This window comes from Streptomyces sp. NPDC101225, from assembly GCF_044767585.1.
Classification (GTDB): Bacteria; Actinomycetota; Actinomycetes; order Streptomycetales; family Streptomycetaceae; genus Streptomyces.
The window spans coordinates 36,091-57,973 of record NZ_JBIWOE010000010.1; the positions used below are offsets into that span (position 1 = coordinate 36,091).

The window sequence follows — 21,883 nt, forward strand, 5'->3', positions numbered from 1 at the left end:
AGCGGTCTCGGCGCGGGCGCCCACCGGCTGACAGGCTGTACAGAAAGGCGCTGACAGTTCAGCCCCGCCCCAGGAGGCCGTCATGTCCCAGCCGTCCGTGCTCACCGCTCTGCTGTCCGGGTTGCGGGGAGGGTCGATCGAAGTCGTCGACCTGACGTCGCCGCTGTCGTCGTCGACGCCGGTGATCCAGCTGCCGCCCCCGTTCGGGCAGACGCAGACCTTCGAGCTGGAGGAGATCAGCCGGTACGACGACCGGGGGCCGGCCTGGTACTGGAACAACTTCCGCAGCGGTGAGCACACCGGGACCCACTTCGACGCGCCGGTGCACTGGGTCACCGGCAAGGACCTCGGCGACGTGGCATCCGTGCCGGTGGACAGGCTGATCGCGCCGGCGGCCGTGCTGGACTTCTCCGCGGCGGCCGCGAAGGACCCCGACTTCCTGGTCGAGGTCGACCACATCAAGGCCTGGGAGGCCGACCACGGGGCCCTGCCCGAAGGCGGCTGGCTGCTGCTGCGCACCGGCTGGGACGCCCGCTCCCGGTCGCAGGAGGAGTTCCTGAACGCCGACCAGAACGGCCCGCACACCCCCGGCCTGTCGCCGGAGTGCGCCCGCTGGGTCGCCGAGGAGGCGCCCGTGGTCGGGCTGGGCGTGGAGACGGTCGGCACCGACGCGGGGCGGGCGCACTCCTTCGAACCGGCCTTCCCCTGCCACTCGTACCTGCTCGGCAGCGGCAAGTACGGCCTCACCCAGCTGCAGAACCTGGGGGACCTGCCGCCGACCGGCGCCCTGGTCGTGGCGGGACCGCTGCCCATCGTCTCGGGCTCCGGCGCCCCCGCCCGCGTCCTCGCCCTGGTGGAGCGGTCGTGAAGGTCGCCGAAGCCGTCGGGCGGGCCCTGGCCGCGTCCGGGATCGGCCACGTCTTCGGCGTGGTCGGCTCCGGCAACTTCCATGTCACCAACGCCATGGTGGCCGCGGGCGCCCGGTTCGTCGCCGCCCGCCACGAGGGCGGTGCGGCGACCATGGCGGACGCCTACGCCCGCACGAGCGGGGCACCGGCCGCGCTCAGCGTCCACCAGGGCCCCGGTCTGACCAACGCCCTCACCGGCATCACCGAGGCGGCCAAGAGCCGTACACCCCTGCTCGTGCTCGCCGCCGAGGCGACCGCGCAGCACTCCAACTTCCGTATCGACCAGGCGCTGGCGGTGCACGCCGTCGGGGCCGTCAGCGCGCGCCTGACGACCGCGCACGACGCGGTCGACCAGGCCCTCGCCGCCCTGCGCCGGGCCCGGCACGAACGCCGCACCGTCCTGCTCAACCTGCCGCTGGAGGTACAGGCCCTCGACCTGCCCGAGGGTGTCTCCGTCGCCGGCGTGCGCATGCCCGAACGGGAGCCGGTCGAGCCGTCCCGCACGGCGGTGGCGCGGCTGGCGCGGGCGCTCGAAGCGTCCCGGCGTCCGGTGTTCGTGGCCGGCCGCGGCGCCCGCACCCCGGGCGGCCGCGACGCCCTCGCCGCGCTCGCGGCCCGGCACGGAGCCCTGCTCGCCACCTCCGCCGTCGCCCGCGGCCTCTTCCACGGCGACCCCTTCTCGCTCGACGTGTCCGGCGGCTTCGCCCCGCCGCTGGTGGCCGAACTCGTCCAGGACGCCGATCTGATCGTCGGCTGGGGCTGTGCCCTGAACATGTGGACCATGCGGCACGGCCGTCTCGTCGGCCCCGGGGCGACCGTGGTCCAGGTCGACGACGACCCGGAGGCACTGGGCGCGCACCGGGAGATCGGCCTCGGTGTCACCGGCGACGTGGAACGCACGGCACGGCTGGTCCTGGAGGCGGAGGGCGAGCCCCGCGAGGGGTACCGGACCCCGGAGACCGCCGCGGCGCTCGCCGCGCGGGGCCGGTGGCGCGACGTTCCGTACGAGGACGAGGGCACCCGTGAGCGCATCGACCCGAGGACGCTCAGCATCGGGCTCGACGACATCCTGCCCGCCGAGCGGGTGGTCGGCGTCGACTCGGGCAACTTCATGGGCCACCCGAGCGCGTACCTCTCGGTGCCGGACCACAACGGGTTCTGCTTCACCCAGGCGTTCCAGTCGATCGGCCTGGGCCTCGCCACCACGATCGGCGCGGCCCTCGCGCAGCCGGACCGCCTGCCCGTGGCCGCTCTCGGCGACGGCGGTGCGCTGATGAGCGCCGTCGAGCTCGACACCGTGCGCCGGCTCGGCCTGCCGATGGTGGTGGTCGTCTACAACGACGAGGCCTACGGGGCGGAGGTCCACCACTTCGGACCCGACGGGTTCCCGCTGGGCACCGTCACCTTCCCGGAGACGGACGTCGCCGCCGTCGCCCGCGGCTACGGCTTCGAGGCCGTGACCGTCCGCACCCCGGCCGACCTCAAGGCCGTACGGGACTGGGTGGCCGGTCCGCGTTCGGCGCCGCTGCTGATCGACGCCAAGGTGACCCGCGAGCACGGCTCCTGGTGGCTGGAGGAGGCGTTCCGAGGCCACTGAGGCCGCCTGGCGCCGCACGGGCCCGGCCCTGACCTGGGGCCGGGCCCTTCCGCTGTCGTTTTTCCGCCAGGTCTTGTTCTGCGAAGTATTCCGATATATCGTTGACGCATCGCGACAGATCAACGATGGAATGGAAGTGATCGCCATGCGTTCCCATGGATTCGAACGTGGACACGGTGGACCCGGCCCTCGCGGGCGGGGTGGTTTCGAGGACCGGCGCGGCGCCTTCGGCCCCTTCGGGCCGGGCGGCCCCGGCGGCGGCCACGGCCCCGGCTTCGGTTTCGGCGGTCCCGGCTTCGGCCCGGGCCCCTGGGGCCCACGGGGGAGGGGCGGACCCCGCGGCAGGGCACGCAGGGGTGACGTGAGGGCGTCGATCCTGGCCCTGCTGAAGGACCGGCCCATGCACGGTTACGAGATGATCCAGGAGATCGCCGAGCGCAGCGGCGGGGCGTGGAAGCCCAGCCCCGGTTCGGTGTACCCGACCCTCCAGCTGCTGGAGGACGAGGGCCTGATCACCAGTGCGAGCGAGGGCGGCAAGAAGCTGTTCTCCCTCACCGACACGGGCCGCGCGGCGGCCGACGAGGGCCCGGACGCGCCGTGGGAGGAAGCCTCCCGCGGTATCGACTTCGAGGCGCTCGGTGAGATCCGGCAGGCCGGCTTCGGCCTGATGGAGGCCTTCGGCCAGGTCTGGAAGACCGGCAGCAAGGAGCAGCGCGAGAAGGCGCTGACCGTCATCAACGAAGCCCGCAAGAAGCTGTACCTGATCCTCGCCGACGAGGACTGACCGCCCGCGTCGAGGACGACGGCCTCCCCGCCGCGCGAAGGCGCCCCGTGGAACAGCACGGGGCGCCTTCGCGTGCCCGCGTCCTCAGGTCACCAGCCCGGACAGCTTCCGCAGCGACTCGGTCAGCGCCGCCGTCGCCGAGTCCTTGAGCTTGCCCGCCATCAGGGACACCGCGGCGCCCGTGAACTCGCTGTCGATACGGACCGTCGTGGCGTCGCCGTCGGGGATCAGCGTGTAGCGGTTGACCAGGCTCACCGCCATCGGGCCCTTGCCGCGGGTGGCGAACACCCGGGCCGGCTCCAGCTCGTCGATGGTCCACTCCACCTCGGCCGGGAAGCCCATCAGCTTCATGTTCTCCTCGTAGGTCCCGCCCACTTCGAGGGCCTGGGGACCGCCCTTGGGGAAGCCCGTGTGGGTCGCGTTCCACTCGCCGTAGGCGGACCAGTCGGTGAGCTGCGCCCACACCTTCTCGGCGGGTGCCTCGATACGCGCCTCCGCGCTGACTTCGGCCATGCGACCACCTCTTCTGTCGGGCTCCGGTGTCGCGGAAAGTAGCGGCACGGCCTGGAACATTCAATACTGATGAACCGTCAGAAAATGTGGGCGTGCCCGGCGCCGCTCAGCGCACGTGCCGGATCGCCGCGGCGTCGAAGAGGTCCCAGGCCCGGGGGAAGGCGCTCTCGTCGTGGCAGTGCCAGGCGTCCCAGAACAGGTCGGCGGGCAGTGCGTCCTCCGGCGCGTCCACCCGGTACACGTACTGCTTGCCGTCGACGGCCGGCAGGGACACCAGCCAGTACCTGCGCTCCATGCACCTGCTGGGACGTGCGGCGCAGTGCCGTGGTTGCGCGGGTCGCGCACGGCGGGGCGGCGCGCGCCCCTGCGGGCGAAACGGCCTGATCTCCTCCGTAAGGAGGAGATTCCGGCGCCCGGGGTCCACTCTGTGTGGGACGCCAAGATGCTTCCCGCCGGGGATGACCGCGGACGACGGGGCTGATGGGGTGGGGGACGTGCAACCCCGTATTCCCCGTCAGTCGGCCGACGAGCAGGTCGTGGCAGCTCGCGCGGACAGCGATGCCAGGCTCACCGGCGAGCTGGCGGCGGTGGTCTCCGCCGCCCGCCGCCGTGCGGTGCGCGACGGGGACCGGCAGATCGACTCCGCCCACCTGCTGCACTCGCTCCTGGAGCACGACCCGGAGGTGCGGGCCGTCTTCGGCGAAGGGCCCGGGATCGCCCGGCTGCTCGGCTACCTCGTGCAGCGCAGCATCGGATACGGACTGCGCTGGCAGGGCTCCGTGGAGGACTCCGGCGCCGTGCCCGTCGTCGCGGAGTCCGACGGTCTCTCGCCGCTGGCCGCGGGCGCCATGGAGCACGCCTGCGAGCGGGCCGCCGCCCGCGGAGCCGGACCGGCTCGCGGTATCGACCTGCTGGCGGCCCTCGCCGCCGACCCCGAGGCGCGTGCGGTCGAGGTGCTCCACCGTGCGGGCATCGATCCCGGGGTTCTGCTCGGGGGCATCGAGGACCGGTCGGCACCGCCGCGCCGGTCCAGCCGCTGAGACAGGTGTCATCGAGGGTGACGCTCCTGTCGTCGCCTGTCATCATGTGCCGGTGCATACGTCTGAGAGCCGTCGCGGCGGCGGCAAGGGGATGGGCCTCGGTCTCGCCCTCGGGTCCGCGGTCGCCTTCGGCGGGTCCGGGGTCGCGGCCAAGCCGCTGATCGAGGCGGGACTCGACCCGCTCCACGTGGTCTGGCTGCGGGTGGCGGGCGCCGCCGTGGTGATGCTGCCCGTCGCGGTGCGCCACCGCGCCCTGCTGCTGCGCCGCCCGGCGCTGCTCGCCGGGTTCGGGCTGCTCGCCGTGGCCGGGGTGCAGGCGTGCTACTTCGCCGCGATCTCCCGTATCCCCGTGGGGGTCGCCCTGCTCGTCGAGTACCTCGCGCCCGCCCTCGTGCTGGGCTGGGTCCGGTTCGTGCAGCGGCGGCCGGTGACGCGCGCCGCGGCGGCCGGCGTGGTCCTCGCGGCCGGCGGCCTGGCCTGTGTCGTGGAGGTCTGGTCGGGGCTGAGCTTCGACGCCCTCGGGCTGCTGCTCGCGCTCGGCGCGGCATGCTGCCAGGTCGGCTACTTCGTCCTGTCCGACCAGGGCGGCGACGCCGGGGACGAGGCGCCCGACCCGCTCGGCGTCATCGCGTACGGCCTGCTGATCGGCGCCGTCGTGCTGACCGCGGTGGCCCGCCCCTGTGGACCATGGACTTCTCCGTGCTGACCGGCACCGCGCGGCTGAACGGCACGCCCGTCGCCGCCCCGTACCTGCTCGCCTGGATCGTGCTGGTCGCCACCGTCCTCGCCTACGTCACCGGGGTGGTGTCGGTACGACGGCTGTCGCCGCAGGTCGCAGGCGTCGTGGCCTGCCTGGAGGCGGTCGTCGCGACGGTCCTCGCCTGGGTGCTGCTCGGCGAGCACCTGTCGGCGCCGCAGATCGTCGGCGGTGGCGTCGTCCTGGTCGGCGCGTTCATCGCGCAGTCGTCGGCGCCCGCCAAGGGCTCCCCGGAGCCGGTGGCGAGCGGCGGCCCGGAAACGGCGTTGCCCTCCCGCGAAACCGCGGCCTAAGGTGCGGATCATGCATTCGGACGCACGCGTTCTTCCGCCTCCGGCCGCCTGAGGCGGGCCCCCGGAATCCACGCCCGACGGTGTCGGGCCGAACGGCGCTGCCCGCAGAAGACGTCCCTGGGACCCGGCCCCGACCGGTCCCCTTCCGACCTTCTGCACCTTGCGGAGACCATTCGTGTCGCATGCTGCTCTCGGCCTGCCCGTCGGGCGAGGCCTCTTCTTCCTGATCGTCGCCGGTGTCGCCTGGGGCACCGCGGGCGCCGCCGCCTCCCTGGTCTACCAGGCCAGTGACATGGGCTACGTCGCCCTCTCCTTCTGGCGCTGTGCCGCGGGCCTCGTCCTGCTGCTCGCCGCCCGGCTGCCGGGGCCGCGCGCCCGGACCGCCGTGCGGGAACCGCTGCGCCGCCGGGCACTGCGGGCCGGTGCCACCGGCGTGGGGCTCGCCGTCTTCCAGACCGCCTACTTCGCCGCCGTGTCCGCCACCGGTCTCGCGGTCGGCACCGTCGTCACCCTGGGCGCCGGACCCGTGTTCATCGCGCTGGGCGCCCGCCTCACCCTGGGGGAGCGGCTCGGCCGCGGTGGCGTGGCCGCCGTCGCCGGGGCGCTCGCGGGTCTGGCGGTCCTGGTGCTCGGCGGCGGCGGGGCGACCGTCCGCCCGGCGGGAGTGCTGTTCGCCCTGCTGGCCGCGGCCGGATACTGCGTGATGACCCTGCTCATCCGCTGGTGGGGCCGGCACGGCGAGACGGACGCGTCCAGCACGTCGGTGGGGGCGTTCGCGGTCGCGGGGCTCTGCCTGCTGCCGTTCGCCCTGGCCGAGGGGATCGTCCCGCACGCCGACCACCCCGCCCGCACCCTGTGGCTGCTGCTCTACATCGCCGCGGTCCCCACGGCGCTCGCCTACGGCCTCTACTTCGCGGGTGCGGCCGTCGTCCGCGCGGCCACGGTGTCCGTGATCATGCTGCTCGAACCGGTGGCCGCGGCGGTGCTCGCCGTGGTCCTGCTCGGCGAACACCTCACCACCGCCACCCTGGCGGGCACGGTGCTGATGCTGGCCTCGGTCGCGGGCCTGGCCCTCGCGGAGGCGCGGGGGGCGGCGCGTGGAGCGGCGACGGAACCGGCACCGGCGTAGCACCGGCCACCGGCTCCCGCCCTGCCTGGTGCGGTGCTCTTGCCCGATGCGGCGCTCTCGCCCGGTGCGGCGTCCCTGCCTGGTGTGGCGGTCTTGTCCGGCGCAGCGCTCTTGTCCGGTGCGGCGTCCCTGCCTGCCGCGCCGGGGGTGGCGCGTCTCGGGGTGTGGGTCAGTGCCCGGGTGCCGCTCACCGCCCGGGTGGCCACATCCCCCGTCGGCGGGTCTGGTGCTCCCGGGCCGCGGCGTCCCGGGCGCCGCCGCGCGCCGCGAGGCCCGCGACCACATGGTCCTGCACCTCCCGCGGCTTGTGGCCGGCGTACTTGAACTTGGCCCGTACGCCGACCACTTCGAGCCGCAGCCCGCGGATGCCCGCAAGGAGTCTGCCGAACGGCGCCTCGTCCTCCGCCGCCGGGGCGGAGCCGCCCTCGGGCTGGAAGTGGCCGACCTGACGGTTGAGCAGCTCGGCCTTCTCGGCCGGATCGTCCACGACATGGGCCGTGCAACGGAGTTGGACCGCGGCGTAGAAGCTCGTCGGAGTGCCGTGCTCGGGCGGCGCGCCGGGCGGCGCCTGCCAGGGCCCCGGGACGTACACGTAGTCGTCGACCACGCTCAGCAGCACGTCCGGATCGGCCTCCAGCGCGGGCCACAGGGGGTTGGGCCGTGCGAGGTGCGTGACGGCCTCGGCGCGACCGGCGTCGTAGGCGAAGTGGAGCGGCTGGACGCAGGGCGGCTCGCCGGGCAGGCCGTTGACGGCGAGCTGCCCGAAGTCGTGCGTGCCGAGCCACTGCTGCCACTCGGCGTCGTCGCGGGGCGCGTCCCAGGGATGGATCAGCATCAGCGCGCGGCCAGGTAGCCGGGAAGCCCGATGCCAGGCGTCAGGTCGGCGGCGGGGAGCGGGCGTTCGTACCCCTTGCGGAGCGGGACGACGCCGGCCCAGTGGGGCAGGCCCAGGTCCTCCGGCTCGTCGTCCACGCCGCCGGTGCGGAGCTTGGCGGAGACCTCGTCCAGGTCGAGACGGATCACGGCGGTGGCAGCCAGCTCCTTCTTGTTCGCGGGCCGGGAGTCGGCCGACCGGCCCGCCACGACGTGGTCGACCAGCGCGTCCAGGGCGGCCCGCTTCTCCCCGGGGTCCGTCACGTCATGGGCGGTGCCGTGGACCACCACGGACCGGTAGTTGATCGAGTGGTGGAAGGCCGAGCGGGCCAGGATCAGTGCGTCGACGTGGGTGACCGTCAGGCACACCGCGAGCCCCGGGTCCTGCCCGCCGGTCATCCGCAGCGGGCGCGAGCCCGTCGAGCCGTGCACGTACAGCCGCTCGCCCACCCGGGCGAACAGCGTGGGCAGCACCACCGGCCGGCCGTCGCGGACGAAGCCGAGATGGCAGACGTAGGCCTCGTCGAGTATCGCGTGCACCAGCTCCCTGTCGTACGACGCCCGCTCCGCGGAACGCGTGGGGACGGTGCGGTCGGTCGGCGTGTAGGCGATGGGCTGCGACGTCGGCTGGGCGGTCCCCTGCATGGCTCTCTCCAAGGCTGTTCGTCCGGCACTGGCTGCTCGTCTTGCACCATGTATTGCACTAGTGCATACTCTGCTTTGTGCTAGGAGAATACCGGATCGAAGGACGGCGCGCAGCGGACATCGCGGCGAGCGTCGAGCACGCGGTGGGGTCCGGAGAGCTGGAGCCGGGCCAACTGCTTCCGCCCATGCGGGAGTTGGCGGTCGAGCTGGGCGTGAACCCGAACACGGTCGCGTCCGCGTACCGGATCCTGCGTGAGCGCGGGGTCATCGAGACGTCCGGACGCCGGGGCAGCCGGGTGCGCTCCATGCCGGCCACCACCGGGCGCGAGTACGCCCGCATGGACGTACCCGAGGGCGCGCGTGACGTGGCGAACGGCAACCCCGACCCGGCGCTGCTGCCGTCGCTGGCGGAGGCGTTCGCGGCGGCGGCCGAACAGGGGGACCGCGAGCCGGTGCTCTACGGAGAGGCCCTGGTGGAACCGGACCTCGCGCGAAGGGCGCGTGCCGCTCTGGACGCCGACGGGGTGCCGGAGGGCCCGCTGACCGTCGCCTCCGGCTCGCTGGACGCCGTCGAGCGCGTGCTCGCCGCCCATCTGAAACCGGGGGACACCGTCGCCGTGGAGGACCCCGGCTGGGGCAGCCTGCTCGACCTCGTCCCGGCGCTCGGGCTGCGCACGGCCCCGGTGGGACTGGACGACGAGGGCCCGCGCCCCGAGGACGTACGCCGGGCCCTGGACGCCGGCGCCCGCGCCCTGATCGTCACGGACCGCGCCCAGAACCCGACGGGCGCCGCCGTCACCGCCACGCGTGCGCGTGCCCTGCGCGCCGTGCTGCGCGAGCACCCGCAGACCCTCTTGATCGAGGACGACCACGGTCACGGCATCGTCGACCTCCCCGTACACCCCCTGGCCGGCGTCACCCGGCACTGGGCCTTCGTGCGCTCGGTCGCCAAGGCCTACGGCCCCGACCTGCGGCTCGCCGTCCTCACCGGCGACACGACCACGGTCGACCGCGTCACGGGCCGCCACCGTCTGGGCCCCGGCTGGGTCAGCCGCGTCATCCAGCGGGCGGTGGTCCGCCTCTGGGCGGACGAGGCCCTCGACACGCGGGCGGTGGCGACCGCCTACCGAACCCGCCGGGACCTCCTGGTCGACGCCCTCGCCCGGCGTGGCATCGAGGCCCACGGCCGCTCCGGCCTCAACGTGTGGATCCCGGTGCCCGACGAAACGGCCGCCGTCTCCCGCCTCCTGCACGCCGGCTGGGCGGTGGCCCCGGGGGCCCGCTTCCGCCTGGCGTCCCCTCCCGGCATCCGGATCACCGTCGCCACCCTCACCCCGCAGGAGACGACCCCGCTGGCCGAGGCGACGGCCAGGGCCCTGGGCCCGGCACCGGCCAGGGCCTATGTGTAGGCACCCAGCCGCGATCCCCTCAGGCGCGCCGCCTGGCCTGGGTGAGCGCCGCCCCGGCCAGCACGACCACCGCCCCCACGGGCGTCGACCACCGCAGCGACTCCCCGAGAACCGCAACCCCCGCCGCCGTGGCGACAACGGGAATGAAGTACGTGACCATCTGCGCGGTCGTAGGCCCGACTTCGGCCACCAACCCGTACTGGAGCAGAACGGCGACCCCCGTGCCCAGCGCCCCCAACGCGGCGACGGCAACCAACGGCACCACGGCGAAGTGCGCCGGAACCGACGTGAACAACGGTGTCACCACGGCCAGTTGGATTGTCGCCAACAGTAACTGGGCCCCGGTCATGGACAGATGGGAGTTCCCGGACCCCGCGAGCGTCCGCCGCACATAGATCCATCCCACCGGATAACTGAACGACGCCAGCAGCGCCATCGCCGTTCCCCGGGCGTCCAGCCCGCTGAAGCCCTCCCACGCGCCGAGAACCGTCAGCACGCCGAGGAATCCGATCCCCAGCCCCGCCACCCGCACCCGCGTGGGCCGGTCCTCCGACAGTGCGACCACGGACAGTGCCATCCCCCACAACGGCGACGTCGCGTTGCAGATGCCCGCCAGCGTCGAGGGGATCGTCAGTTCGGAGAACGCGAACAGCGAGAACGGCAGTGCGTTGAGCAGGAGCGCGGCGACCGCGAGATGCCCCCAGGTCCGCGGGCCCCGCGGCAGGCGCTCCCGCTTGACCGCCATCGCCGCCGCGAGCACGGCCGTGCCGAACACCAGCCGTCCCAGGGTGACCTGGAAGGGCGCGTACCCCTCCGTGCCGACCTTGATGAGCAGGAAGCTGAAGCCCCAGATCAGGGACAGGGCGGCGAAGCGCAGACGCCAGTCCAGGGCGGGGCGGCGGGCTGGAGTGGGGACGGGGGTCCGGGGAGTGGTGGCGGTGGCGGTGGTCATGCCGCCACGATGCAGCACACCACTTCGTAGCACAATCGAGACTTCTCGCGAGGTATCTCGTAGCATCACTTACATGTTGAACCTGGAGCGCCTGCGCACCCTCGACGCCCTCGCCCGGCACGGCTCGGTCAGCGGCGCCGCCGACGCGCTGCACGTCACGACGTCGGCCGTCTCCCAGCAGATGGCCAAGCTGGAGCGGGAGGTCGGCCAGCAGCTCCTCGCCAAGAACGGGCGGGGCGTGCGGCTCACGGACGCGGGCCGGCTCCTCGCCGAGCACGCGACACGCATCCTGTCGCAGGTCGAGCTCGCCCAGTCCGATCTGGAGGCGCACCGCGGGCAGGTGGTCGGCGAGCTCAGGCTCTCGGCGTTCCCGACCGCCGCGCGCGGCCTGTTCCCCACCGCGCTCGCCGCCCTGCGCGCCGAGCACCCGGCGCTGCGGTTGCGCTCCAGCGAGCTGGAGCCGGAGGCCGGCATCGCCGGGGTGGTCCGCGGCGACCTCGACCTCGCGGTGGTGCTCGACTGGTACAACAAGCCGATGCCGCTGCCCGACGGCCTGGTGAAGGCGCCGCTCCTGGACGACCCCGCGGACGTGGCGATGCCGGCCCGGCACCGGCTCGCCGGGCGCGACGAGGTGGACCTCGGGGAGTTCGCCGAGGACGAGTGGATCACCTGGGGCGAGGGCGAGTTCTGCCACGAGTGGCTGATGTTCACGCTCCGCTCGCGCGGCGTCGAGCCCCTCGTCGGCCACCGGGCCGCCGAGACCCACACCCAGATGGGCCTGGTCGCGGCCGGACTCGGGGTGTGCATCGCTCCGCTGCTCGGCCGCCATCCGGTGCCCGCCGGCGTCGTCACCGTCCCGCTCCGGCAGCGCGTCCGCCGGCATGTCTACGTGGTCTGGCGCGCCGACGCCGACCGCCGCCCGTCGATCCGCGCGGCGGTGCAGGCGCTGCAGGACGCGGCCCGCAAGGTGGGCTGACTCAGGCGCCGCCCAGCTTGCGGAAGTCCCAGGACACGATCTTCTCCGGAGTCAGCCGCGCCCAGGCGTGCCGGCCGTCGTGCGGCATCTCCTCCAGGTTGAAGTTCTTCCGGGCGAACAGGGTCTCGGGGACGTCGAGTTCGGCGCACAGCTCCCCGGTGCGCGGCGCTTCGCCCACGAACTCGACGGCTCCCGACAGCTCGACGCCGCGCAGCTCGTCGTACTCCTCGCCCGTGTCGATCACGATCGCGACCCGCTGATCGCGGCGCAGGTCCGTCCAGCGCTTGCTGCGCACCACGGAGTACAGCCACAGCGACGTCCCGTCCCAGGCGAACCACAGCGTGCTCACGTGCGGCGCGCCGCTCGCCGAGACGGTGGCCACGCGGCAGGTGCGCTGGGTGGTCAGGAAATCGTCCAGTTCACCAGGCGTCATCATGATCTTCCGGCCCCGGCGCTGAGTGACGGTCATGCGGCCCCCTCTTCTCTCACGTCGTGTCAGAGGAGAGATCCTCTGACATCACGTCAGAAAAGGATGGATCGTCTTCCCTCCCCGCGCAACGACCGCTACGCTCGCCCGCCCCGGACCGCCGCCGACGAGGGGGAACCGTGCCGTCGCAGGAACAGCTCCGCGCACTCCTCGCACCGGACTCCACGGTGCTGCTGACCGTCGAATGCCAGCAGGGCGTGGTGGGGACGGACAGCGCCCTGCCCGAACTCGCCCGCGAGGCACGCTCGTCCGGCGCCCTCGCCAACGTCGCCCGGCTGGTCGCGGCCGCGCACGAGAGCGGCGTCCAGGTGGTGCACGCGATCGCCGAGCGCCGCCCGGACGGCCGTGGCGCGAACCGCAACGCCCGGCTCTTCCGCGCCGCCGAACGCCTGCCCGTCCAGCAGCTGTCCGGCACCACGGCGGTGCGCGTCGCGGCCCCGATCGAGGTCGCCGAGGAGGACTTCGTCGTACGGCGGCTGCACGGGCTGTCCCCGATCCAGGGCACCGACGTGGACGCGCTGCTGCGCAACCTCGGCTGCCGCACCCTGGTCGTCACCGGGGTCTCGGCCAACGTGGCCGTCCCGAACGCCGTCTTCGACGCGGTGAACCGTGGCTACGACGCCGTGGTGCCGTCCGACGCCATCGCGGGGGTGCCGTCCGACTACACCCCGGCGATGATCCGCAACACCCTCGCATGGGTCGCCACGGTCGCGACCACGGACGAGGTGCTGGGCTGCCTCAGGAGGCCGCGCGTCAGGCGAGCGTGATCGAGTCCCCGGTGACGGTGACCTTCTCGGCGCTGAGCCCGGAGGTCGCCGGGCCCTTCTTCACGCTGCCGTCCTCGACCGAGAACTCGCTGCCGTGGCAGGGGCAGTGGATGATGCCGTCGGCGATGCTGCTCACGGCGCAGCCCTGGTGGGGGCACTTGGTGGAGAAGGCCTTGAAGGTCCCGGCGGCGGGCTGGGTGACCACCACGCTCTGGTCCTTGAAGATCTTGCCCCCGCCCTCGGGGATGTCGGAGGTCTTGGCCAGCGCCGTACCGCCGGAGCCGCTCCCCGAGCCGCCGCCCGGGGCGTTCGCACCGGCCTGGGTGTCCGAGCTGCCCGAGGAGTCGCTGTCGGACGATCCGCACGCGGTCAGCGCGACGGCGAGCCCCGCCGCGCCCGCCGCCGCCATGACGGCCCGGCGGGCAGGTGCCTGGGCGGGGGGAGTTGATTCGCTGGTCATGCTGACGTTCCCTTCCATTCAAGCGTCGTGGATCTGTACAGGGGTACGGCCGGTCGCCGTGGGTTGTTCAGCCGATCCCGAGCTTGGCAAGGTCCCGTCCCGAGGTGGGTAAAGCCGCGCTGTCGCTTTGCTGTCGATGTCGGCCCACCGCTCGCCCGGCGCCCGCCGGGACCCCGGTAACCTGGGGCGATGCTCAAGGACGTCATCGCGACCCGCTACATCACGCCTCTGCGGGAGGGCGGATCGCTGCCGGGGCTCGTCGAGGCCGACGACTTCGGGACCTACGTCCTGAAGTTCACCGGCGCGGGGCAGGGCCGCAAGACACTGGTCGCCGAGGTGGTCTGCGGCGAGCTCGCCCGCAGGCTCGGACTGCGGGTGCCGGGCCTGGTGACCGTCGGCCTCGACGCGGTGCTGGGACTGGGCGAGCCCGAGCAGCAGGTGCAGGATCTGCTGCGCTCCAGCGGCGGCACCAACCTGGGCATGGACTTCCTCTCCGGCGCCCTCGGCTTCGACCCGCTCGCCTTCGAGGTGAGCTCCGAGGAGGCCGGCCGGATCGTCTGGTTCGACGCGCTGGTGAACAACGTCGACCGCTCCTGGCGCAACCCCAACCTGCTGATGTGGCGGGGCGACCTGTGGCTCATCGACCACGGCGCCACCCTGATCTGGCACCACAACTGGCCCGGCGCCGAAGCCTCCGCGGCCCGTTCCTACGACGCCTCCGACCACGCCCTCGCCCGCTTCCGTCCCGATCTCGCGGGCGCCGCCGCCGAGCTCGCGCCCCGCGTCACCGAGGAGCTGCTGGCCGAGGTCACCGCGCAGGTCCCGGACGCCTGGCTGACGGGCGAGCCCGGCTTCGGCACACCGGACGACCTCAGACAGGCGTACGCGCGGCCGCTGCTCGCCCGGGCCGCCGCCGTCCACGAGCGCGTCACCGGAATCGAGGAGAGCGCATGAGCGAGCGCCACATCCACATGGCCGGCTCGGTGGTCGAGCGTCACATCATCCGCGGTGGCCAGGGAGGCGACCGGGACGTCTACGAGTACGCGCTGCTGCGGGTCGTCCCGCGGGTGGAGCGCGGCGAGTGCATCAACGCCGGCGTGCTCGTCTACTGCCGGGCCCGGGCCTACGTCGGAGCCCGCACCCATCTCGACGAGGCGCGGCTGCTCGCCCTCGACCCGGCCGCGGACGTGGCCGGTGTCCGGGCCGCGCTCGCTGCTGTGCAGCGGGTGTGCGACGGGGGAGAGGCGGCCGGACAGGCCGCCGGGGAGGACGCCGGACGGCGCTTCCGCTGGCTGATCGCGCCGCGCTCCACGGTCGTGCGGCCCGGACCGGTGCACACTGGGCTCACCACCGATCCGGCGGCCGAGACGGAGCGGTTGCTCGACCTGCTGGTGAGGTAATGGATCACACCCGGGCCGTGTGCCGTTGACACCGGGTGCCAGGCCTTCTAGCGTCACGTCTGCCGAAGGTACTAAGCGGTCGCTCACCCAGCGGCGCGGTGCGTCGGGGGAGGTGCTTCCCGGCGGACGTACCTTCAAGCGGGCGTACTTTCTCGAGGGCGAGGAGAAGCAGCAATGTCCACCACTGAGCAGCGGGTCGCGGTCGTCACCGGCGGAGCGCGCGGCATCGGCGCCGCCACCGCCGTACGGCTGGCCGCCGAGGGTCGCGCGGTCGCCGTGATCGACCTCGACGAGGCCGCCTGCAAGGAGACCGTCGAGAAGATCACCGCGGCCGGCGGCACGGCCCTCGCGGTCGGCGCCGACGTCTCCGACGAGGCCCAGGTCGAGGCCGCGATCGCGCGGGTGGCCGCGGAGCTCGGCGCGCCGACGATCCTGGTCAACAACGCGGGCGTGCTGCGCGACAACCTGCTGTTCAAGATGAGCGTCTCCGACTGGGACACCGTCATGAACGTGCACCTGCGCGGCGCCTTCCTGATGTCCAAGGCCTGCCAGAAGCACATGGTCGACGCCGGCTTCGGCCGGATCGTCAACCTGTCCTCGTCCTCGGCGCTCGGCAACCGCGGCCAGGTCAACTACTCGGCCGCCAAGGCCGGTCTGCAGGGCTTCACCAAGACCCTCGCCAAGGAGCTCGGCAAGTTCGGCGTCACCGCCAACGCCGTCGCCCCCGGCTTCATCGCCACCGAGATGACCAAGGCCACCGCCGACCGCGTCGGCATGGGCTTCGAGGACTTCAAGGCCGCGGCCGCCACCCAGATCCCGGTGGCCCGGGTCGGTGAGCCGGACGACATCGCCAACGCCATCGCCTTCTTCACCGGCGAGGCGGCCGGCTTCGTCTCCGGCCAGGTGCTGTACGTCGCCGGCGGACCGCTCGACTAGGAGAACTCCCAGCCATGACTGAACTGCCCGCACTCTCCGGCAAGGTCGCCCTCGTCACGGGCGCCAGCCGCGGCATCGGCTACGGCGTCGCCGAGGCGCTCGTCGCCCGCGGCGACCGCGTCGCCATCACCGGACGCAACGAGGACGCGCTGAAGGAGGCCGTCGACAGGCTCGGCGCCGAGCGCGTCATCGGCATCGCCGGCAAGGCGCACGACCTGGACCACCAGGCCGAGGCCGTCGAGCGGACGATGGAGGCCTTCGGCCGCGTCGACCACCTGATCAACAACGCCGGTACCAACCCGGTGTTCGGGCCGATCGCCGATCTCGACCTGAACGTGGCCCGCAAGGTCTTCGAGACCAACGTGATCTCCGCGCTCGGCTTCGCGCAGAAGACCTGGCACGCCTGGCAGAAGGACAACGGCGGCGCCATCGTCAACATCGCCTCGATCGCCGGCCTCGCGCCCTCGCCGTTCATCGGCGCCTACGGCGTCAGCAAGGCCGCGATGATCAACCTGACCCAGCAGCTGGCGCACGAGTTCGCGCCGAAGGTGCGGGTCAACGCGATCGCCCCGGCCGTGGTGAAGACCAAGTTCGCGCAGGCGCTGTACGAGGGCCGCGAGGAGGAGGCGGCGTCCGCCTACCCGCTCGCGCGGCTCGGTGTGCCGTCCGACATCGGCGGTGCCGCGGCGTTCCTCACCTCCGGGCAGTCCGACTGGATCACCGGCCAGACGCTCGTCGTCGACGGAGGCATCTTCCTGAACGCCGGCGTCGCCTGAAGCAACCGTTGCGACCGTAACGATCGGGTACCCGAGGGCGCCGTTTCCTTGACGGAAACGGCGCCCTTGTCATGGCACAACGAGGGCACAGCTCCATGACAACGTCGTCATAAACAACCTGATCAAGGGCCTTGTACAAAGCGGGTTCAACCACCGTTGCACTGCGGTATGGTCTGCCGACCCTTGGCACGGCGGATCGAGGAGCGAGCGCGTGTTCAACCGGAACCGAGGCCTGCGGAACATGGCGGCCATCGCGTCCATGTCGTCGCTGGTGGCCGGATGCGGAATCCTCTCGTCGGACTCCTCCGGCGACAAGGGACCCATCGTCGTCGGGACGACCAGCGCGCCCAGCACGCTGGACCCCGCCGCTTCGTGGGACCAGTCCTGGGAGCTGTTCCGCAACATCTACCAGACCCTCCTCAACTACCCCTCCGGGGCGACCACGCCCCAGCCGGACGCGGCCGAAAACTGCCGCTTCTCCGACAGCTCGAACCGGACCTACGCGTGCGAGCTGCGCGCGGGCCTGCGATTCGCCGACGGGCACACGCTCGACGCCCGGGCGGTCAAGTACTCGATCGACCGCATACGGAAGATCAACGTCAACGGCGGCCCCGCCGGCCTGCTCGGCAGCCTCGACCGGGTCCAGGTGACCGGCGACCTGAAGGTCGTCTTCCACCTCAACAAGCCCGACGCCACCTTCCCGTTCGTGCTCGCGACACCCGCCATGTCGATCGTGGACCCCGAGGAGTACCCGGCCGGCTCCCTGCGCAAGGACGGCAAGGTCTACGGCTCCGGGCCGTACACGCTCCAGGCCTACGAGGAGGGCAAGAAGGCCGAGCTCGCCAAGAACGGCAGCTACCAGGGCTACGCCCAGCGCGAGAACAGCGCGGTGACCATCCGCTACTTCCACGACTCGGCCACCATGGTCGCCGCGCTGAAGGACAAGGACATCGACGTCGCCTTCCGCGGTCTGAACGCCGACGACATCGTCGACCTCCAGAAGCACAACACGGACGGCAGCCTCCAGATCAACGAGGGCGCCGGCGTCGAGATCAACTACCTGGTGTTCAACCCGAAGGACCCCTGGGCCGCCAAGCCCGCGGTCCGCAAGGCGGTCGCCCAGGTCATCGACCGCGGGGCGATCGCGCACAAGGTCTACAAGGACACGGTGGAGCCGCTGTACTCCATGGTCCCGAAGGGCCTGACCGCGCACACCACCGACTTCTTCGACGACTTCGGAAGCCCGAGCGTCTCCAAGGCCCGCAAGTTCCTCACCGCCGCGGGCATCACCGAACGCGTCCCGCTCACTCTCTGGTACACCACCGACCGCTACGGCTCCGCCACGAAGCTGGAGTTCGCGGAGATCAAGCGCCAGCTGGAGGCCTCCGGGCTGTTCACGATCACGCTCAAGAGCCGCCCCTGGAAGACGTATGTGACGGGTTACCAGAAGGGCGAGTACCCGGTGTTCGGGCGCGGCTGGTTCCCCGACTTCCCGGACCCCGACAACTTCATCGCGCCGTTCGTCGGCGACCAGAACGCACTCGGCACGCCGTACCCCGCGCCCGAGATCACCGGCGTGCTGCTGCCCCGCTCCCGCGGCGAGAGCGACCGCGCCAACGTGGTCTCGGACTTCGAGCAGGCCCAGCAGATCCTGGTGAACGACGCCCGGCTGCTGCCGCTGTGGCAGGGCAAGCAGTACGTGGCCGCCAGCGACGACATCGCCGGGGCGGAGCAGGCCCTGGACCCCTCGACGATCATGCTGATGTGGGAGCTGCACCGCAAGACCAGCTGGTAGCCGGCGAGATGGGCGCGACCGGAGCCGTTGTCAGTGGCCGCCTGTAGGTTCTGAGACCTGAAGCGACCGCACGACATAAGGACGTTGACGTGACCGACATCGCCATGCTGCCCGAGTCCTGGCGCGGGGTTCTGGGCGACGAACTGCAGCAGCCCTACTTCAAGGAGCTGACGGAGTTCGTCGAGGAGGAGCGGGCGCGGGGTCCCGTCCACCCTCCGCGCGAGGAGGTCTTCGCCGCGCTGGACGCCACTCCGTACGAGCGGGTGAAGGTCCTGATCCTCGGCCAGGACCCGTACCACGGCGAGGGGCAGGGGCACGGGCTGTGCTTCTCGGTCCGTCCCGGTGTGAAGACCCCGCCCTCCCTGCGCAACATCTACAAGGAGATGAAGGAGGAGCTCGGCCTGCCCGTCCCGGACAACGGCTATCTGATGCCGTGGGCCCGGCAGGGCGTGCTGCTGCTCAACGCGGTCCTCACGGTGCGCGGCGGCGAGGCCAACTCGCACAAGGGCCGCGGCTGGGAGAAGTTCACCGACGCCGTGATCCGCGCGGTGGCCGAGCGCCCCGACCCGGCGGTCTTCGTGCTGTGGGGCAACTACGCGCAGAAGAAGCTCCCGCTGATCGACGAGACCCGGCACGTGGTGGTCAAGGGCGCGCACCCCTCGCCGCTGTCCGCGAAGAGGTTCTTCGGCTCCCGCCCCTTCACCCAGATCAACGAGGCGGTCGCCCGCCAGGGCCACCGGCCGATCGACTGGACGATCCCGAACCTGGGCTGAGCGGCACCTGGGCTGCCAAGGCGACACCAGGTCGCCGCGGACCGCAAGCCGGGCGCCGCCGGCCGGCTCTCCCGTGAACCGGCCCGGTGCCGCCTGGGCGTGATCGCCGCGGGCTGCGGCTAGCGTCGGTCGGGACAGCCGACCAGCCGGCGAGGGTGCGGAGGACGCGGTGGCCCAGGGACAGGAGCAGACGGCACCGGATGCCGTGATGACACGGATCGGGCAGGTCGTCATGCTGCACCACGCCGGCGATCGCGAGGAGGCCCGGCACCGCTTCCTGGAGCTGTGGGCGGAGATCGGCGCGGACGGCGCCCCGCTGCACCGCTGCACCCTGGCCCACTACATGGCCGACACCCAGGACGACCCGGCCGACGAACTCGCCTGGGATCTGAGGGCGTTGACGGCGGCCGAGGAGCTCACCGGGGACCGCGCCGCGGCGCACGAGGGCGCGCCCGCGGCCCGCGCGCTCTACCCCTCGCTGCATGTGAACCTGGCGGCCGACTACCTCAAGCTCGGCCGCCGCGGCGCCGCCCGCACCCATGTGCGCCGGGCCCGCGGCGCGGCCGGATCGCTGGGTGACGACGGGTACGGAAAGGGCGTGCGGGCGGCCATCGCACGGCTGGAACTGCGGCTGGCGGAGGAGGACCCGGACGGGGCCGGCCGGTGGGGGCCGCCGCGCCAGCGTCCCTGACCCGGTCTGGGGCGACCTCAACTCCCGTACGTCTGCTCACAGATGACCGCCTCCGGGCTGTCCTCGCGCCAGCTTCCGTACTGCCTGCCGAGGGCGCACACGTCCGTGCCGCCCCCCAGGTCCGGGAGCTCGACGTGGGGCGGCCGGCGGCTGCCCGCCGTCGGCCGCGCCGCCCGCGGCCGGGACGGCTGCCGGGACGGGCGGGGTGCCGCCGGCCGCCGGGCCGGTGCCGTGGCCCGCGGCGGTTCGCGCCGCTCCGGCGCCGTCGGCGCGGCGGACCGGGACGGGCCGACCATCTCCAGCGCCTCGCGGGCCGGCGCCTGCACGATCCGCGGCCCGGCCGCGCCGTCGGGGTGCGGGGCGGACGGCCGGGGCGGCGCCGGCGGCGGGCCGGGTGCGGGCGCGCGCGACACGGTCACACAGCCGGTGAGGGCCGAGACGGCCACGGTGACCAGGAGTGCTGCTGCGGTCGTCGATCGATGCACCCGGGCAAGGATGTCGGTTCCGGCGGCCCGGAGGATGCCGGACGGCCGGAGGATGCCCCGCACGGGTGATCTCAGGCCCCGTACGGAGGCCGTGCGCGCGGCCCGGGTGACGTCAGTCGCCCGTGGCGCCGTCGATGCGCTCGCGCAGCAGGTCGGCGTGGCCGTTGTGCCGTGCGTACTCCTCGATCATGTGGGTGTAGATCCAGCGCAGGTTGAACTGCTCGCCGGTGCGCCGGTGCCTGCCGGCCGAGAGGTCGTCCAGACCGAAGCGGGCGGCATGGCGCCGTGCGGCCTCGATCTCCGCCTGCCAGGTGGCGGACGCCTCCGCCCAGGTGTCCGCCGCGGTGAGATGGAAATCGCCGTCCGGGTCGGCGTCCCCGCAGTAGATCGGCCCGGCCTGCTCGTCCGTCTCGTCCGCCAGGACGCGGCGGAACCAGCCGCGCTCCACCTCCGCCATGTGCCGCACCAGCCCCATGAGCGACAGGGTGGAGGGCTCCGCCGACCGGGTGCGGAGCTGTTCGTCGGTCAGGCCCTGGCACTTCCAGGCCAGGGTCTGGCGGTGGTACTCCAGCCAGCCCTCCAGCATGGTGCGTTCGTCGGCGGTGGTCGCGGGTTCACGGCGCTCGGTGGTCATGACCGCATCCTGTCCCGGCCGCCCCGCCCGCACCAGCGGATTTCACCGGCCGAGCATCCCGTCCAGCAGTTCCCGCAGGCCCGCCCGGACCTCGTCGAGGCCCGGCGCCTCGGCGCCGAACGACCCGGCCACGCAGGAGAACATCAGCCCGTCCGCCCAGGCCACCAGGGAGAGCGCGTGCCGGGCGGGATCGGCCGAGCCCATCGCGGTGACCAGTGCCGTGAGCCGATCGCGGAAGCGGGCCCCGGCCGCGTCGAAGTGGGTGCGCAGCTCGGGGCGGCGGGTGGCCTCCAGGGCCAGTTCGTAGCGGGCGAGTGTCAGATCGCGGTGGCGGGTCAGCGCGCGGTGCGTGGCGAGGGCCAGCGCGTCCACCAGGCCGGCGAGTCCGGTCGCCGGGTCCGGCATCTCGTGCGGCGCCAGCACCCGCGCCTCGCGGTCGGCCAGCCGGCGCACCGCCAGCTCCAGCAGGGCCTGCCGGGTCCGCGCCACGTTCGACGTGGAGCCCTCGGGGAGCGCGGCCGCGCCGTCGACCGCCCGGTGGGTGAGCCCGCGCATCCCGCGCTCGGCGAGCAGGGCGAGCGCGGCGTCGGCGACGAGGTCGGCGCGTGAGGCGCCCGAGGTGCCCGCGGGGGCGGAGGTCGGCATGGCGCCAACCTACCCGCCGCACTACGTCTGTAGTGCGGTCGAGGATGACCCGGCCCGCCGCGATCGCCGTCCGCGACACCGCGATCGCCGCCCTGTCCAGGGCGGTGCCCGGGCTTCTCCTGCGCAGCTTCGACGCCGTCGCCGGCCGGCGGCCGCCG

At 73.0% G+C, this 21,883-nt stretch carries 25 protein-coding genes and 1 pseudogene; 16 read left to right on the plus strand and 10 right to left on the minus strand.

Annotated features, from left to right (window positions below):
- Positions 1-82: 82 nt before the first annotated feature.
- From ACIRPX_RS16695 to ACIRPX_RS16705, 3 genes are all read left to right on the plus strand, one after another.
- Positions 83-868 carry a cyclase family protein gene (locus ACIRPX_RS16695; RefSeq protein WP_404194341.1) on the plus strand — a complete coding sequence of 262 codons (786 nt, stop codon included), beginning with the start codon at positions 83-85 and terminating at the stop codon, positions 866-868.
- Entirely contained in the window at positions 865-2,505 is a 1,641-nt protein-coding gene (locus ACIRPX_RS16700; RefSeq protein WP_404194344.1) for a thiamine pyrophosphate-binding protein, read from the plus strand. The genes ACIRPX_RS16695 and ACIRPX_RS16700 overlap by 4 nt, the downstream gene beginning before the upstream one ends.
- 145 nt (positions 2,506-2,650) lie before the next feature.
- Entirely contained in the window at positions 2,651-3,289 is a 639-nt protein-coding gene (locus tag ACIRPX_RS16705) for a PadR family transcriptional regulator (RefSeq protein ID WP_404194347.1), read from the plus strand.
- Between the two features lie 84 nt (positions 3,290-3,373).
- Here the strand turns inward: ACIRPX_RS16705 and ACIRPX_RS16710 are convergent, their stop codons facing one another.
- Both ACIRPX_RS16710 and ACIRPX_RS16715 read right to left on the minus strand, forming a co-directional pair.
- Positions 3,374-3,802, minus strand: a complete 429-nt coding sequence (locus tag ACIRPX_RS16710; protein ID WP_404194350.1) for an SRPBCC family protein — start codon at positions 3,800-3,802, stop codon at positions 3,374-3,376.
- Between the two features lie 106 nt (positions 3,803-3,908).
- Entirely contained in the window at positions 3,909-4,097 is a 189-nt protein-coding gene (locus tag ACIRPX_RS16715) for a hypothetical protein (RefSeq protein ID WP_404194352.1), read from the minus strand.
- 199 nt (positions 4,098-4,296) lie between these two features.
- Between ACIRPX_RS16715 and ACIRPX_RS16720 the strand changes: the two genes are divergently transcribed.
- The 3 genes and pseudogenes from ACIRPX_RS16720 (at position 4,297) to ACIRPX_RS16730 (ending at position 7,021) form a co-directional block, all read left to right on the plus strand.
- A complete protein-coding gene (locus ACIRPX_RS16720) occupies positions 4,297-4,842 on the plus strand; it encodes a Clp protease N-terminal domain-containing protein (protein WP_404194354.1) in 546 nt (181 codons plus the stop codon).
- 46 nt (positions 4,843-4,888) lie between these two features.
- Positions 4,889-5,892, plus strand: a pseudogene (locus tag ACIRPX_RS16725) (EamA family transporter).
- 175 nt (positions 5,893-6,067) lie between these two features.
- Positions 6,068-7,021 (plus strand): DMT family transporter, encoded by a 954-nt coding sequence (locus tag ACIRPX_RS16730; protein WP_404194357.1) that lies wholly within the window; start codon positions 6,068-6,070, stop codon positions 7,019-7,021.
- A 187-nt stretch (positions 7,022-7,208) separates the two neighbouring features.
- Here the strand turns inward: ACIRPX_RS16730 and ACIRPX_RS16735 are convergent, their stop codons facing one another.
- A complete protein-coding gene (locus tag ACIRPX_RS16735; RefSeq protein ID WP_404194360.1) occupies positions 7,209-7,856 on the minus strand; it encodes an FMN-binding negative transcriptional regulator in 648 nt (215 codons plus the stop codon).
- Positions 7,856-8,539, minus strand: coding sequence for a pyridoxamine 5'-phosphate oxidase family protein (locus ACIRPX_RS16740; protein ID WP_404194362.1), 684 nt, complete (start codon positions 8,537-8,539; stop codon positions 7,856-7,858). The genes ACIRPX_RS16735 and ACIRPX_RS16740 overlap by 1 nt, the downstream gene beginning before the upstream one ends.
- A 77-nt stretch (positions 8,540-8,616) precedes the next feature.
- Between ACIRPX_RS16740 and ACIRPX_RS16745 the strand changes: the two genes are divergently transcribed.
- Positions 8,617-9,948: an aminotransferase class I/II-fold pyridoxal phosphate-dependent enzyme gene (locus tag ACIRPX_RS16745; protein ID WP_404194365.1), complete on the plus strand. Its 1,332-nt coding sequence runs from the start codon at positions 8,617-8,619 to the stop codon at positions 9,946-9,948.
- A 19-nt stretch (positions 9,949-9,967) separates the two neighbouring features.
- Here ACIRPX_RS16745 and ACIRPX_RS16750 read toward each other — a convergent pair whose 3' ends face one another.
- A complete protein-coding gene (locus tag ACIRPX_RS16750; protein WP_404194367.1) occupies positions 9,968-10,900 on the minus strand; it encodes a DMT family transporter in 933 nt (310 codons plus the stop codon).
- Between the two features lie 73 nt (positions 10,901-10,973).
- Here ACIRPX_RS16750 and ACIRPX_RS16755 point away from each other — a divergent pair, with 73 nt between their 5' ends.
- On the plus strand, positions 10,974-11,876 hold the full coding sequence (locus tag ACIRPX_RS16755) for a LysR family transcriptional regulator (protein WP_404194369.1): 903 nt from the start codon (positions 10,974-10,976) through the stop codon (positions 11,874-11,876).
- Between the two features lies 1 nt (position 11,877).
- Here ACIRPX_RS16755 and ACIRPX_RS16760 read toward each other — a convergent pair whose 3' ends face one another.
- On the minus strand, positions 11,878-12,345 hold the full coding sequence (locus ACIRPX_RS16760; RefSeq protein WP_404194371.1) for a pyridoxamine 5'-phosphate oxidase family protein: 468 nt from the start codon (positions 12,343-12,345) through the stop codon (positions 11,878-11,880).
- Positions 12,346-12,482: 137 nt separating this feature from the next.
- Between ACIRPX_RS16760 and ACIRPX_RS16765 the strand changes: the two genes are divergently transcribed.
- On the plus strand, positions 12,483-13,130 hold the full coding sequence (locus ACIRPX_RS16765; protein WP_404194374.1) for a cysteine hydrolase: 648 nt from the start codon (positions 12,483-12,485) through the stop codon (positions 13,128-13,130).
- Here ACIRPX_RS16765 and ACIRPX_RS16770 read toward each other — a convergent pair.
- Complete coding sequence (locus ACIRPX_RS16770; protein ID WP_404194376.1) at positions 13,117-13,590, minus strand: Rieske (2Fe-2S) protein; 474 nt, start codon at positions 13,588-13,590, stop codon at positions 13,117-13,119. The genes ACIRPX_RS16765 and ACIRPX_RS16770 overlap by 14 nt on opposite strands.
- Before the next feature lie 189 nt (positions 13,591-13,779).
- Between ACIRPX_RS16770 and ACIRPX_RS16775 the strand changes: the two genes are divergently transcribed.
- The 7 genes from ACIRPX_RS16775 to ACIRPX_RS16805 all read left to right on the plus strand — a co-directional run bounded on the left by ACIRPX_RS16775 (position 13,780) and on the right by ACIRPX_RS16805 (position 19,961).
- Complete coding sequence (locus tag ACIRPX_RS16775; protein WP_404194379.1) at positions 13,780-14,544, plus strand: HipA family kinase; 765 nt, start codon at positions 13,780-13,782, stop codon at positions 14,542-14,544.
- The gene (locus ACIRPX_RS16780) at positions 14,541-14,990 is read left to right on the plus strand and encodes a DUF3037 domain-containing protein (protein WP_404194382.1); all 450 of its coding nucleotides are present in this window, start codon (positions 14,541-14,543) and stop codon (positions 14,988-14,990) included. Before ACIRPX_RS16775 ends, ACIRPX_RS16780 begins: the two co-directional genes overlap by 4 nt.
- Before the next feature lie 174 nt (positions 14,991-15,164).
- Positions 15,165-15,926, plus strand: a complete 762-nt coding sequence (gene fabG, locus ACIRPX_RS16785) for a 3-oxoacyl-ACP reductase FabG (RefSeq protein ID WP_404194384.1) — start codon at positions 15,165-15,167, stop codon at positions 15,924-15,926.
- A gap of 14 nt (positions 15,927-15,940) precedes the next feature.
- Entirely contained in the window at positions 15,941-16,702 is a 762-nt protein-coding gene (locus ACIRPX_RS16790; RefSeq protein WP_404194386.1) for an SDR family oxidoreductase, read from the plus strand.
- Between the two features lie 211 nt (positions 16,703-16,913).
- The gene (locus ACIRPX_RS16795) at positions 16,914-18,497 is read left to right on the plus strand and encodes an ABC transporter substrate-binding protein (protein WP_404194389.1); all 1,584 of its coding nucleotides are present in this window, start codon (positions 16,914-16,916) and stop codon (positions 18,495-18,497) included.
- 89 nt (positions 18,498-18,586) lie between these two features.
- The gene (locus ACIRPX_RS16800; protein WP_404194392.1) at positions 18,587-19,270 is read left to right on the plus strand and encodes a uracil-DNA glycosylase; all 684 of its coding nucleotides are present in this window, start codon (positions 18,587-18,589) and stop codon (positions 19,268-19,270) included.
- A 169-nt stretch (positions 19,271-19,439) separates the two neighbouring features.
- Complete coding sequence (locus ACIRPX_RS16805; protein ID WP_404194395.1) at positions 19,440-19,961, plus strand: hypothetical protein; 522 nt, start codon at positions 19,440-19,442, stop codon at positions 19,959-19,961.
- A gap of 17 nt (positions 19,962-19,978) precedes the next feature.
- Here ACIRPX_RS16805 and ACIRPX_RS16810 read toward each other — a convergent pair whose 3' ends face one another.
- The 3 genes from ACIRPX_RS16810 to ACIRPX_RS16820 all read right to left on the minus strand — a co-directional run bounded on the left by ACIRPX_RS16810 (position 19,979) and on the right by ACIRPX_RS16820 (position 21,725).
- A complete protein-coding gene (locus ACIRPX_RS16810; protein ID WP_404194398.1) occupies positions 19,979-20,446 on the minus strand; it encodes a hypothetical protein in 468 nt (155 codons plus the stop codon).
- A gap of 112 nt (positions 20,447-20,558) precedes the next feature.
- A complete protein-coding gene (locus ACIRPX_RS16815) occupies positions 20,559-21,080 on the minus strand; it encodes a DinB family protein (RefSeq protein ID WP_404194401.1) in 522 nt (173 codons plus the stop codon).
- 42 nt (positions 21,081-21,122) lie between these two features.
- Positions 21,123-21,725, minus strand: a complete 603-nt coding sequence (locus ACIRPX_RS16820) for a TetR/AcrR family transcriptional regulator (RefSeq protein ID WP_404194403.1) — start codon at positions 21,723-21,725, stop codon at positions 21,123-21,125.
- Between the last annotated feature and the right edge of the window lie 158 nt (positions 21,726-21,883).

What these genes read in the sequence shown, in the direction of transcription:
- ACIRPX_RS16695 (WP_404194341.1), top strand. Translation starts at nt 83, where the DNA reads ATGTCCCAGCCGTCCGTGCTCACCGCTCTGCTGTCCGGGTTGCGGGGA.
- ACIRPX_RS16705 (WP_404194347.1), top strand. Translation starts at nt 2,651, where the DNA reads ATGCGTTCCCATGGATTCGAACGTGGACACGGTGGACCCGGCCCTCGC.
- ACIRPX_RS16710 (WP_404194350.1), bottom strand. Translation starts at nt 3,802, where the DNA reads ATGGCCGAAGTCAGCGCGGAGGCGCGTATCGAGGCACCCGCCGAGAAG.
- ACIRPX_RS16715 (WP_404194352.1), bottom strand. Translation starts at nt 4,097, where the DNA reads ATGGAGCGCAGGTACTGGCTGGTGTCCCTGCCGGCCGTCGACGGCAAG.
- ACIRPX_RS16735 (WP_404194360.1), bottom strand. Translation starts at nt 7,856, where the DNA reads ATGCTGATCCATCCCTGGGACGCGCCCCGCGACGACGCCGAGTGGCAG.
- ACIRPX_RS16740 (WP_404194362.1), bottom strand. Translation starts at nt 8,539, where the DNA reads ATGCAGGGGACCGCCCAGCCGACGTCGCAGCCCATCGCCTACACGCCG.
- ACIRPX_RS16750 (WP_404194367.1), bottom strand. Translation starts at nt 10,900, where the DNA reads ATGACCACCGCCACCGCCACCACTCCCCGGACCCCCGTCCCCACTCCA.
- ACIRPX_RS16755 (WP_404194369.1), top strand. Translation starts at nt 10,974, where the DNA reads ATGTTGAACCTGGAGCGCCTGCGCACCCTCGACGCCCTCGCCCGGCAC.
- ACIRPX_RS16760 (WP_404194371.1), bottom strand. Translation starts at nt 12,345, where the DNA reads ATGACCGTCACTCAGCGCCGGGGCCGGAAGATCATGATGACGCCTGGT.
- ACIRPX_RS16770 (WP_404194376.1), bottom strand. Translation starts at nt 13,590, where the DNA reads ATGACCAGCGAATCAACTCCCCCCGCCCAGGCACCTGCCCGCCGGGCC.
- ACIRPX_RS16775 (WP_404194379.1), top strand. Translation starts at nt 13,780, where the DNA reads ATGCTCAAGGACGTCATCGCGACCCGCTACATCACGCCTCTGCGGGAG.
- ACIRPX_RS16780 (WP_404194382.1), top strand. Translation starts at nt 14,541, where the DNA reads ATGAGCGAGCGCCACATCCACATGGCCGGCTCGGTGGTCGAGCGTCAC.
- fabG (WP_404194384.1), top strand. Translation starts at nt 15,165, where the DNA reads ATGTCCACCACTGAGCAGCGGGTCGCGGTCGTCACCGGCGGAGCGCGC.
- ACIRPX_RS16790 (WP_404194386.1), top strand. Translation starts at nt 15,941, where the DNA reads ATGACTGAACTGCCCGCACTCTCCGGCAAGGTCGCCCTCGTCACGGGC.
- ACIRPX_RS16815 (WP_404194401.1), bottom strand. Translation starts at nt 21,080, where the DNA reads ATGACCACCGAGCGCCGTGAACCCGCGACCACCGCCGACGAACGCACC.
- ACIRPX_RS16820 (WP_404194403.1), bottom strand. Translation starts at nt 21,725, where the DNA reads ATGCCGACCTCCGCCCCCGCGGGCACCTCGGGCGCCTCACGCGCCGAC.